The sequence below is a fragment of the Paenibacillus sp. FSL H7-0735 genome, assembly GCF_038008505.1.
GTDB lineage: Bacteria > Bacillota > Bacilli > Paenibacillales > Paenibacillaceae > Paenibacillus_AQ > Paenibacillus_AQ odorifer.
This window is the reverse complement of sequence record NZ_JBBOZH010000001.1, coordinates 5857449-5869915: the sequence shown is the minus strand read 5'-3', so window position 1 is coordinate 5869915 and position 12467 is coordinate 5857449. Positions and strand designations below refer to the sequence as shown.

Genomic DNA, 12467 nt, shown 5'->3' with positions numbered 1-12467 from the left:
ATTGAACAATGGAGGATTTGAAATGAATGAGCAGCAACTGACTACCTTGTTGAACCAGATGACGCTTGAAGAAAAGATTGCACAATTGCAGCAGCTAGCCGCTAATTTCTATGAAGGGGCAGAGGATGGAGGACAAATCACTGGCCCTATGGCATCGATGGGAATTACGGTCCACATGATCGAGAGCAGCGGCTCTGTACTTGGTCTATCAGGTGCAGCGCAAGTCATTGCGGTTCAGGAAGCCCATTTACGCAAAAATAGATTGGGCATTCCCTTGCTGATGATGGCGGATATTGTGCATGGCTTCAAGACGATTTTTCCGGTCCCGCTGGCAATTGGCTGCTCTTGGGATATGGATCGCGCAGAGCTGAGCGCCGAGATTGCGGCTAAAGAAGCGGCAGTCTCCGGTGTGCACGTTACTTATGCGCCAATGGCGGATCTTGTACGGGACCCACGTTGGGGAAGAGTAATGGAATCTACAGGAGAAGATCCATATTTGAATGGTAGGTTTGCCCGTGCGTTTGTGCGCGGATTTCAAGGAAGCGACTTGACTGGTGATGTGGATCGTCTGGCGGCTTGTATCAAGCACTTTGCTGCCTATGGTCTATCCGAAGGCGGTCGTGATTATAATACGGTGGATTTATCGGAACGGCAGCTGCGTGAATATTATCTGCCAGCCTATCGTGCAGCACTGGATGAAGGTGCAGAAATGGTCATGACTTCATTTAATACGATTGATGGGATTCCGATAAGCGGCAACGTCAAGCTGCTTCGCCAGCTGCTTCGTGAAGAATGGGGATTTGATGGCGTATTGATTTCGGATTGGGGTGCAGTGAAGGAACTGATCCCACATGGTGTCGCTGAGGATGAGGCTGAGGCAGCACTTAAAGCCATCAAAGCTGGTGTAGACATCGAGATGATGACGGCTTGTTACGTTCATCAGCTTCCGGCGCTTGTTGCAGATGGACAAGTAGATGAAAAGATTATTGATGAAGCTGTGCTTCGTATTTTGAAATTGAAGCAAAGATTGGGCTTGTTCGAGCATCCGTTCCGCGGAGCTGACGTCGAGAAAGAGCGTGAGGTAATCTTCTGTGAAGATCATCGAAATGCGGCGCGTGAGTTGGCGGCTAAATCCTGCGTACTGCTCAAGAATGATCAGGTTCTGCCGCTTGCTGCAGAGCAACGGATTGCGCTAATTGGACCGTTTGCTACTAGCGGAGATATTCTTGGACCGTGGTCGTGGTTGGGTTCAACGGAAGAGGCAAGCCGTCTTGCACCGGCACTTCAAGCTCGCGCAGGTGCGGGTAAGATTACTGTTGCAGAAGGTTCTGGAGTCGATAGCTTTACAGAGGAACAGTGGCTGGAGGCGGAAGCGGCTGCTAAGCAAGCTGATGTGATTGTACTGGCGCTTGGTGAACATTCAGAGATGAGTGGAGAAGCGGGCAGCCGTTCAGATATCCGTTTGCCGGAAGCGCAGCTTGAGCTTTTACAACGTCTGAAACAGCTGAATAAGCCTATCGTGGTGGTGTTGTTTAATGGACGTCCACTAGACTTGGCCGGTGTGTACGAGCATGCAGATGCTATTCTGGAAGCGTGGTTCCCTGGCAGTGAAGGCGGAGCGGCAATTGCCAGTCTACTTTATGGAGATGAGAATCCTTCAGGAAGATTAACGATGTCTTTCCCGGTATCCGTTGGGCAGATTCCAGTCTATTACAATCATTTCAACACTGGACGCCCCTTACATGCTCCGGGTGCCGACAAACGTTATGTCTCGCAATATCTGGATATTCCTAATGAGCCGCTTTTGCCATTTGGTTTTGGATTGAGCTATACGACATTTAGCTATAGTGAACCAATTCTGTCCGGTGAAATCATGACTGAAAATCAGCCTATTGAAATAAAAGTTACGGTGACCAATACTGGAGAAGTAGATGGGGAAGAGGTAGTGCAGCTGTATATCCGAGACATTTCCGGAGAAGTCGTCAGACCGATGAAGGAACTGAAGGATTTTGCCAAGATCAACCTCTCACCAGGGGAAAGTCGTGAAGTGACCTTTACCCTTACCGAACAGCAGCTTCGTTACTATCATAGCGATCTAAGCTTTAGCAGCGATCCGGGACGATTTAAATTATTCGTCGGTTCGAACAGCAATGAGGTTAAAGAACGGGATTTTTGCTTAACATTAGCATAAGTAGAATATATACGGCAGTAACGCCGTAATGGAGGAAGTGTATAATATGACTACTAATTTGAATACTAACATCCGTTTAAACGCCGGGGATCTATCCTTCACTTTTACAAACAGCGGGGACTTGTTCCAAGTCCTCTACGAACGGACAATGATCAATCAATTGCTGCCAAGCATTGTGGATGGTTCATTATCCAATCTATATTTGCGAGTGCACAATGATGGAAACATTCAAGCCATTCCTTTGCTTGGCATTCATTCTTCAAGCACTGTACGTAAGGCTGGAAACCGTTTGGTTTGGGAAGGTACTGCGGAAAATATAGAATATCAAGTTATTTTCACCCCTACTGCAGGAGGAGCTTGGTTCTGGGATGTGAAGCTTACTGGACAAAATGCAGAGGTAGATCTCGTGTACGGACAGGATGTAGGGATTGCTGATATCGCCGCTGTCCGCAGTAATGAAGCTTACCTGTCACAGTATATCGATCATGCGGTATTTGAGGATCAATCCAACGGGTACGTTGTTTGCTCTAGACAGAATCAGCCGCAGGGCGGGAAATTCCCATATCTGCAACAGGGTTCACTTACCAAGGCAACAAGCTTCTCAACAGACGGTTTTCAATTCTTTGGACTGTCCTATAAAGAAACCAATCAACCAGAGAGCTTGGGTCGTGAGCAATTAAGTAATGAGATCTATCAATATGAATTCGCATATACTGCGCTGCAATCGGAACGGGTGAAGCTGAGCGGTGAAACACGGTTTGTGTTCTACGGATTGTTTAAGCAAGATCATCCAGAAGCGATCACTGCGCTAGAATTTGCTAATGATATTGCTGCGGCTTGGGATGCTGTTAAAGATTTACCTTTAGAAGCTGAAGCAGCACTTGAACGTTCTTTCTTCTCGAAGGAGCTGGGAGCACCGCTGGCTGCAGATTCGCTGACAGAGAAAGAGATCGGGGTCTTGTTTCCGGTTCGTTATCAGGAGGAGAGAGAAGGAGACACACTACTTTCCTTTTTCACGGAGAATTATGAGCACGTAGTATTAAAAGAGAAAGAAATGCGCGTAGAACGGCCACACGGCCATATCCTGATGAGTGGGGATAACGCTCGACTTAATGATAAGGTCATCACAACAACTTCTTATATGTACGGGATCTTTAACTCCCAAGTGGTAATTGGAAATACCAATTTCAACAAGCTAATGTCCAATCCAAGAAATGCGCTTAACATTCCAAAAGCTTCAGGACAACGCATTTATGTAGAGTGGAACGGTGAATATCGTTTGCTGACTATGCCTTCTCTATTTGAGGTTGGTTTCAACTATGCTCGTTGGTATTACAGAACAGATGGTGAATGCTTCATTATTACGAACTACACCACCGAAGATTCGCCAGAGATATTCCTGAATGTGCGTTCGGAAAGCGGACGAGCTTATCGTTATTTAGTCACTAATCAAATCACCATGAACGTTAATGAATACGAGCTTCCATATCAATCCAAGCAAGAAGGTGGAGCAGTAATCTTCTCGGCTGACAGAAGCGCACTAAGTGCTGGTGAATATCCTGACTTACAGTATAAATTACAGGTGCAGGGTGCGGAGTTAACTCTGCAGGATGAAGGTAGACTTGTCTCTCCTGTTCAACCAACTGAAGCACCGTTAGCAGTACTGGAGCTGTCTGCCAGCAGTGAATGGACCTTGAATATTCAAGGCCTTCTGGATGGTAAGTCACTTGCTCCAAGAAATCGTTCAGCTGAGGAAGAGATTTCTGCTTATCGCGCATTTTATGCTGGTGTGATGAATGGCTTCCGCCTGACGCTTGGGGACGGAACAGAGGGTGAACTGTTTAAGGTTAACGCTCTGACTTGGTGGTACACACATAACATGCTGGTTCACTATTCGGTTCCACATGGTTTAGAGCAATATGGTGGCGCTGCTTGGGGAACACGGGATGTATGTCAGGGGCCTGTGGAATATTTCATGGCTACGCAAAAATACGAACAGGTTCGTGAAATTTTGCTGACGCTGTACAGTCATCAATATGAAGATGATGGCAACTGGCCACAGTGGTTCATGTTTGATAAATACACGAAGATACAACAAGAAGAAAGTCATGGAGATATTATTGTATGGCCGCTTAAGGTGCTTGGAGACTACTTGGCAGTAACTCAGGATTACAGCATCTTGGGAGCAACAGTACCGTATACCCGTAAGCACAGCTTTGACTTTACAGAAGAAAAAGCGACGTTGCTGGATCACGCACGGAAGGAAATTGCTTATATTAAGGATCATTTCCTGCATGACACACATCTGTCTTCTTACGGTGATGGAGACTGGGATGATACGCTCCAGCCTGCAAATCCACAGCTGAAGCAGTATATGGTTAGCAGCTGGACAGTAGCGCTTACCTATCAGACACTTAATCAGTTCTCAGAGGTACTTCGTTCAGTTGATCAAGCTGAGGCAGAGGAGCTGAAGGCGATGGTGGAAGGAATCCGTAAGGATTTCCATACTCATATGCTTCAATCCGAAGTGATTCCTGGCTTCCTGTATATGGAGGACCCTGAGCAGATTAAGCTTATGGTGCACCCAAGTGACACAGAAACAGGTATTCAGTACCGTCTGCTGCCAATGACGCGCAGTATGATCAGTGAGCTGCTTACTCCGGAACAGGCCGAAGCACACTATGATGTCATTCAGGATAAACTATTCTGTCCTGACGGTGTACGTCTGATGAATCGTCCAGCTCAATATGTTGGCGGGGTCAGCACTCATTTCAAACGTGCGGAGCAAGCGGCTAACTTTGGCCGGGAAATTGGACTTCAATATGTGCATGCACATATCCGTTATGTAGAGGCTATGGCCAAGCTCGGTAAAACTGATCAGGTCTGGAAGGGTCTGGCAGCGATTAATCCGATCGGAATCCGCGATGTGGTGCCAAACGCTGAACTACGTCAAGCTAACTCCTATTTCAGTAGCTCGGATGGTAAATTTAACACCCGTTATGAGGCACAGGAGAATTTCGATAAACTGCGCAATGGTGACGTAGCTGTTAAAGGTGGCTGGAGAATCTATTCCAGCGGTCCTGGGATCTATATGAACCAGTTAATCTCGAATGCACTGGGGATCCGTACGGAAGGTGGAGACTTAATTGTTGACCCTATCCTGCCAGAATCGCTGGATGGAATGCATTTTAGCTTTGAATATGCAGGCACTAAGGTAGATTTTATCTATCACCTTACAGGTCGTGAGATCAGTCGAATTACTATCAACGGTACGGAAGTGCAAACAGAAGGTACACCTAACCGCTATCGTAACGGTGGTGTTCGCATCAAACGTGCGGACTTTGATCGTCTCAGCACGGAAGCTGGAAATGTGATAGAGATTTATAAGTAACATTATATATAGAAGGGCAATCTCCGCGTTAAGCGCGGAAATTGCCCTTTTTTTTGTATCTTCTACATTCGATTCGGTGTCGGTAACCCAAGCACTTCGAGCACATCTCCCAGGGTATCCTTGAATCTTGAAGTAAGCCAGAGGCGGAATTCGATCGTAGCTGGATCACCTTTTAGAATCGGACATACAGAATAGAAGTTGTTGAACAGTGTAGCTAAGGTATGTGCGTAAGTGCAGAGCGTATTTGGCGTTAACTCTATACTTGCTGAATGTAATATCTCTGGCCAGAGACTTAGCTGTCTTAGCAGCGCAAGCTCTGCTTTTTCCAATTCGGAAGGGAACTGAAGCTGTGCGGCAGCTGTAAGGACTGGGATCGTAGCTTTACTCAAAACACTTGTCGCACGCGCAAAAGTATACATCAGATAAACTCCGGTATTGCCGGATATTTCGGTAGCCTGTTTGAAATCAAACACGATTTCCGTTCCCAAATTAAACCGTAGCAGATAGTAGCGAATCGCAGCAGTGGCAATCAATCGGCTGGAGAGGCCGTCTTTATCGGAACGTGAGTGCTCAATGTTCTGTTCCATAAGCTCCACCAGATCGCTTACCTTAATCCCGATTCCCTGGCGTCCGGACATAGCATAAGAAGTTTTGCCTTCTGAAATATCTATACCCAGCTCGGCCGCCGAGGCGGGACTAAGAGATACAACACCATAACTCACATGATGGAGTTTGTCTGCTTGCTCGTTATAACCTAGTGCCCCTAAGGCTTGCTTAACCATCTGTTGTGGATATTCCTGTCTGTAATCGATCACATTGATGACTCTGTCCGCCTGCCCATAAGATTCTTGGGTTCCAGTTAATCCAGTTGTCCATAAACCGGACGAGAATTCGCTATAGGAGAAATCTTTGGTCAAAAGACCAAATTTCCAGAGATGATAGGCAATATCTTTGGCTGTATACGTTAAAATCCCATTCGAACGCACCAGCACCTTATCGAGATGATGCTCCTCTGAATCCGCTCCAATGTTAGCCTCTGTTCCTTGCTTCAGCACCCAGCAGCCTGCGAGTTTACCTTCAGTCTCTTGTACAAAAACGGCTGTCTGCTTCAGTAGCTCAGCTGCGGCTGCCCAAAATCCCTCTTTTAAAATACTGCTCTCCCATACCAGCAAATCATAATAAATCCCAAAATGTTTCATTTCCTCTACATGCTCTCTAACGATGCGTTCAGCTACAAGGTTGCCCAGCCAGGCTTCGTTACCGCCCCCTTGTTCAAGTGAGTGGAGTATATCTGTGCGCTTGTGTGTCATCTCTGGGTTCAGCGCATATTCTTTGTTCACTTTGGCATAAAGATCCCAGCAAAAATCACCGAAACGTGGGTGTTCCCCTTCTAAAGGTATATTTAATAATCCAACAACTGTATCCGCCAGCTGATTGCCGAGATCATCAATGTAGTTATGAACCTCTACGTTATACCCAGTTCTTTTCATAATTCTGACTAGAGTATCGCCGATACAGGCGTTTCTTAGATGACCTACGTGAGCGGCTTTGTTGGGGTTGATAGAAGTGTGCTCGATAATGACTTTTTCCCCAGTGCTGGCAGGCAGTTCAAAGGAATGTTCAGCCCAGCTTTGCCAATTCATATACAAATTGATAAATCCGGGAGCAGCGACTTCAACTTTTTGTAAAAGACCGGCGAAGCGCCCTTGGAATTGAAGTTCTGCTTTCACTAATTCTGCTATGACCATTGGGGATTTTCGTAAAGTTTTGGCTAGCTGCATAGCGATATTGCATGAATAATCACCATGTTCTAGATTTGCTGGCTGTTCGATCAGAACGGCAATGTCCTCTGGATAGTCAGCTCCTAAGGTATTGAATACACGTTGTACACTGTGCTCGATTCCGTCTTTGATGATTTGATTTAACATGGTATACCCTCCTTTGAAAATACAAAAAAGCCCTCGTCTCAAAAGAGACGAGGGCTTTAGCGCTCGCGGTACCACTCTCGTTGCTGAACAAGTTGTTCAGCCACCTTACGGGATAACGGCCTTCAGCCGGGACTTCCTACTAAGGTTCAGAAGTCCATCTCACGGGTGCGCTTCATTAAAGGGATCTGTACCGGCTTACACTCTCCCGGCTCGCTGAGGACTAGATCTCGTTAACTACTCTCCCGCTCATCGATGCTTGAATAATTTTTATCAGTATAACTAATATTTCGAAAAAAGCAAGGGTGGTGGAGCTAATCCCAATTTCCTTGAGCATCTTGCAGGGATTTAGAAGTCTCAAAAACTATCAAATCATAGCTAAATCAATATAAAATTTTTGGGCATTCAAACAATCAAATGAAACCAATCATTAATACAATACAAGGGGAATTATTAACCTTTTCCCAATTTTAAATTTTGTATTTTTTTAATCTGAATTTTTGAAAAATACTTAATAAAGGAGGGAATAGCTCAATGGCAGTATTATCAACAGGACCCATTGCAAATGATCCTGTTAGTGGTGTCAGAACAATTAAAACGGTTATTATCAAAATTGTAAACCGTGATTCTATCAATTTTTCTTCTGTTCATATTCAAGGTTACAAATTAAACAGTCTCAGAACACTCTACGTACTAGAAGAAATATCTATTGCACCCAATGAAGTTATTACGAGAAATTTTGGAGCAGACTTTGATGCATATGAATTCGTGTTCACCACAGACGGTTTTGCTGAAATAAGCACTGAGATTTCAGTTTGGGGGAGAAACGAAAGTGGTGCAATTATCGATGTTCAACGAGTTGTTGCAGAGGAGCAGTCAGAAACATAAATTCAACATATATGCAGGGTAATAACCACATTCTTAATAGATAGTTGAAACATATTATAAAAAAGAGCAGTTTAACAAGAAATCTTGATTAACTGTATTTTCCAGAAAGGAGGGAGTGCCGTAATGGCAGTACTATCAACAGGACCTATTGCTAATGATCCGGTTAGTGGTGTTAGGTCCACTCAAACCGTGTTAATCAAACTGGATAATCGTGATCCTGTAAATTTTTCTAATGTTGTTATCGAGGGCTTTCATTTAAATGGTACCAGAATATTATATGTACAAGAATTAGTAACCATAGGTCCTAATGAAGTATTATCTAGAAGCTATTTCGCTAATTTCGATGCAATAGAGTTTGTCTTTACCATAAGTGGACCAGCTGAGAATGAAACACAAATTTCTGTATGGGGTAAAAATGCTGCTGGGGAATTCGTGCCTGCCCATCGATTAGTCTCTGATGAACTTTTAGGAACCGAGATCGCAGGCCCTCAGGGTGATACTGGACCGCAAGGAGACCAAGGACCTCAAGGGCCTCAAGGGGACCAAGGACCGCAAGGTGATCAAGGACCTCAAGGCGTACAAGGACCGCAAGGTGATCAAGGACCGCAAGGTGACCAAGGACTTCAAGGGGACCAAGGACCGCAAGGAGACCAAGGACCGCAAGGTGTACAAGGACCTCAAGGGGACCAAGGACCTCAAGGCGTTCAAGGACTTCAAGGAGTTCAAGGCGTTCAAGGGCCGCAAGGTGTTCAAGGCCCTCAGGGTGATACTGGACCTCAAGGGGACCAAGGACCACAAGGTGATCAAGGACCTCAAGGCGTACAAGGACCGCAAGGTGATCAAGGACCACAGGGTGATCAAGGACCGCAAGGAGACCAAGGACCGCAAGGTGATCAAGGACCTCAAGGCGTACAAGGACCGCAAGGTGATCAAGGACCGCAAGGTGATCAAGGACCACAAGGTGAGCAAGGACCGCAAGGAGACCAAGGACCGCAAGGTGATCAAGGACCACAGGGAGATCAAGGACCACAGGGTGATCAAGGACCTCAAGGCGTACAAGGACCGCAAGGTGATCAAGGACCGCAAGGTGATCAAGGACCACAAGGTGATCAAGGACCTCAAGGCGTACAAGGACCACAAGGTGATCAAGGACCGCAAGGAGACCAAGGACCGCAAGGTGATCAAGGACCTCAGGGCGTACAAGGACCTCAAGGCGTACAAGGACCACAAGGTGATCAAGGACCACAAGGTGATCAAGGGCCTCAAGGCGTACAAGGACCACAAGGTGATCAAGGACCTCAAGGCGTACAAGGACCGCAAGGAGATCAAGGACCTCAAGGCGTACAAGGACCGCAAGGAGATCAAGGACCTCAAGGCGTACAAGGACCACAAGGAGATCAAGGACCTCAAGGCGTACAAGGACCACAAGGTGATCAAGGACCTCAAGGCGTACAAGGACCACAAGGTGATCAAGGACCTCAAGGTGATCAAGGACCACAAGGAGATCAAGGACCTCAAGGCGTACAAGGACCACAAGGAGATCAAGGACCGCAAGGAGATCAAGGACCGCAAGGTGATCAAGGACCTCAAGGCGTACAAGGACCACAAGGTGATCAAGGACCTCAAGGCGTACAAGGACCGCAAGGTGATCAAGGACCTCAAGGCGTACAAGGACCGCAAGGTGATCAAGGACCTCAAGGCGTACAAGGACCACAAGGTGATCAAGGACCTCAAGGCGTACAAGGACCACAAGGTGATCAAGGACCACAAGGTGATCAAGGACCACAAGGTGATCAAGGACCACAAGGTGATCAAGGACCACAAGGCGTACAAGGACCGCAAGGTGATCAAGGACCTCAAGGCGCACAAGGACCGCAAGGAGATCAAGGACCTCAAGGCGTACAAGGACCGCAAGGTGATCAAGGACCTCAAGGCGTACAAGGACCACAGGGTGATCAAGGACCTCAAGGCGTACAAGGACCACAAGGTGATCAAGGGCCTCAAGGCGTACAAGGACCACAAGGAGATCAAGGACCACAAGGCGTACAAGGACCACAGGGTGATCAAGGACCTCAAGGCGTACAAGGACCACAAGGAGATCAAGGACCTCAAGGACCTACAGTGTTATAATAGATCCTGAGGGATTCAAGTTAATGGTGTACTTTAATGGGGCTGTCCCAAAAGTATCTTTGGAATAACCTAAGTGCCAAACATTACTGAAATACGAATGGACGAAGGAGCTAAGCGGTTTGTAGATGCTTAGCTCCTTCGTGTTTTTTTTGCGTTCACTGAAGCCTTCTTTAGTAGATTGTGGGCAAGAGAAAGCCACCCGACTTCTATACTTACTTTTGGTAAGCGACGAAGTAGGAATCTCTTAAAACCACGGTTATTCTTTATATCGCCAAACACAGGCTCCGGCTTACGGTAATACAACCACCTTTTCCTTACACGAAGCAATGTATTTGGCATATTGTATACAAGTTTCGAGTGAATCCTTTTGCTGCATCGGCCACCATCGTATGGCACCGGTAGGAGCTTTAGAGGCATAGATTTCAACTTCCTCCGGAATTCTTCCAACAACCACTATCTCTGTGTTCTTAAAATTGTTTTCAACAGCCCTTTGGAGTGTTTTCATTAATTGGATGTGCTCTTTAGGACAACTATATGGAATCGGAAACAGTATTGAGTAACGGGAAGAATCCTCATGAATCACATGCGCAGATTTCCGGGCAGGATCATTAACGGAGGTCTCCCATATGCGGTTATACGGTATTTTTTCCGGTAAATCAAGCTCGATTAATCTCATTGTAATTCTTTGATTGTATGCTCTCATTAATTGCCGAACCAGAATTTGAATCTGTTTATTCCTTAAAAAAGTGGTATTATTCCCATGTTCATTGCGATATTGGATGTATAACAAATCAGGGATCTGTACAATTTTAGTACAAAGAAATGTACGTACCAGCATGTCGTAATCATCTGCTACCAATAATTCATCTCGATGTCCTCCGATTAGATGGTAGCAATCTCTTGTCCAAGCACGAGGGTGATTAGGCAAACCGACAAGGTGAGAAATGGTCTTCCCGTTAATAGTTGTATGTTTCTGAGCATTTTGCCACCGGTTCATGTCATGCAGCCAGACCCGGTAATGAATACTGTAACCAAAGCCGCAGTCCCAACCGTACCAATGCGCATAGTTACTTTCTGCAAACACCTCGGCACAATCCCCATATACAAACCCACAATCTGGATTTTGCTTAAACGCACTGACGATTTTCTCAAGGCATTCAGCTGTCAGCTCATCATCATGATCGACTTCTACTAATATTTCTCCTCTGCATAGCCCTGCAGCATACCTTTTATTTGCCCCGATATAACCATTACGTGAGTCTTGACGATATCTGCGAACACGATAGTCATTTAGTGGAAGTAAATATTGTCTATATGTCTCATCATCATCACCGGAATCATCTACGATTACCCATTCCCAATTTGTATATGTCTGTTTCAATAAGGATTGATAAGGCCGATCAATTTTCTCTTTGGATCTGTAGGCGGCAGTAAATACGGATATTAAGGGTGTGCCTGATGAAAAACGAGTTGGAGGAATCATCCGATTCTCTGGGAGAGGGTCTGTAGCTTTGAGCCAGCAGAAAAATAAATGTTCAGGCTGAATTTCGTTAGGTGAATGAAAGTGCAACCAGCGTTTTTTTTCATGCTTAGGCAATTCAATAAGAGCACTAAACGCGCCCCAACCCTCACCCAAAGAAATATAGATGTGAGGTCCTTGGAAAAAAGTCTCTTGTAAAGGATGGCCTGCTGCATACTGATTTACGGTAATATGGCTTTCTTCCATTCTCTCTACAAACCTTTCAAGCTCTTTCTTTAACACCGTATCAGCTACAAAAAGATGAGCTGTCAATAATGGAGTGAAATCGAGTGACATGAACATTCCCCTTTACTAGTTGTGAAGACATTTTTATCATCATTTCGATGCCTCATTAATATATATATGGGAGTGTTTATGTGTATGTTAGCAAATGAAAAAAATCCACATTGCCGAATTAGAAAG

General features: G+C 45.6%; 6 protein-coding genes, 1 pseudogene and 1 other annotated feature. Of the genes and pseudogenes, 4 read left to right on the top strand and 3 right to left on the bottom strand.

What is annotated here, in order from left to right; translation table 11 throughout:
- Nucleotides 1-22: 22 nt before the first annotated feature.
- Both bglX and NSS82_RS26585 read left to right on the top strand, forming a co-directional pair.
- Nucleotides 23-2191, top strand: coding sequence for a beta-glucosidase BglX (gene bglX, locus NSS82_RS26590; RefSeq protein ID WP_076273627.1), 2169 nt, complete (start codon nt 23-25; stop codon nt 2189-2191).
- A gap of 46 nt (nt 2192-2237) precedes the next feature.
- On the top strand, nt 2238-5582 hold the full coding sequence (locus tag NSS82_RS26585; protein ID WP_076273628.1) for a GH36-type glycosyl hydrolase domain-containing protein: 3345 nt from the start codon (nt 2238-2240) through the stop codon (nt 5580-5582).
- Between the two features lie 62 nt (nt 5583-5644).
- Here the strand turns inward: NSS82_RS26585 and NSS82_RS26580 are convergent, their stop codons facing one another.
- A complete protein-coding gene (locus NSS82_RS26580) occupies nt 5645-7510 on the bottom strand; it encodes an arginine--tRNA ligase (protein ID WP_076273629.1) in 1866 nt (621 codons plus the stop codon).
- Nucleotides 7511-7550: 40 nt separating this feature from the next.
- Nucleotides 7551-7769, bottom strand: a binding site (T-box leader).
- Between the two features lie 272 nt (nt 7770-8041).
- Here NSS82_RS26580 and NSS82_RS26575 point away from each other — a divergent pair.
- A complete protein-coding gene (locus NSS82_RS26575; RefSeq protein ID WP_076101005.1) occupies nt 8042-8395 on the top strand; it encodes a hypothetical protein in 354 nt (117 codons plus the stop codon).
- Between the two features lie 493 nt (nt 8396-8888).
- A complete protein-coding gene (locus NSS82_RS26570) occupies nt 8889-10535 on the top strand; it encodes a hypothetical protein (RefSeq protein ID WP_340960840.1) in 1647 nt (548 codons plus the stop codon).
- Between the two features lie 119 nt (nt 10536-10654).
- On the opposite strand, the pseudogene NSS82_RS26565 reads toward NSS82_RS26570, so the two are convergent.
- Nucleotides 10655-10816, bottom strand: a pseudogene (locus NSS82_RS26565) (transposase); the annotation flags it as partial.
- Nucleotides 10815-12341 (bottom strand): glycosyltransferase, encoded by a 1527-nt coding sequence (locus NSS82_RS26560; RefSeq protein WP_076106023.1) that lies wholly within the window; start codon nt 12339-12341, stop codon nt 10815-10817. The gene NSS82_RS26560 and the pseudogene NSS82_RS26565, both read right to left, overlap by 2 nt.
- Nucleotides 12342-12467 lie beyond the last annotated feature (126 nt).

Coding starts and splice junctions, on each gene's coding strand:
- bglX (WP_076273627.1), top strand. CDS start 23: ATGAATGAGCAGCAACTGACTACCTTGTTGAACCAGATGACGCTTGAA.
- NSS82_RS26585 (WP_076273628.1), top strand. CDS start 2,238: ATGACTACTAATTTGAATACTAACATCCGTTTAAACGCCGGGGATCTA.
- NSS82_RS26580 (WP_076273629.1), bottom strand. CDS start 7,510: ATGTTAAATCAAATCATCAAAGACGGAATCGAGCACAGTGTACAACGT.
- NSS82_RS26575 (WP_076101005.1), top strand. CDS start 8,042: ATGGCAGTATTATCAACAGGACCCATTGCAAATGATCCTGTTAGTGGT.
- NSS82_RS26560 (WP_076106023.1), bottom strand. CDS start 12,341: ATGTCACTCGATTTCACTCCATTATTGACAGCTCATCTTTTTGTAGCT.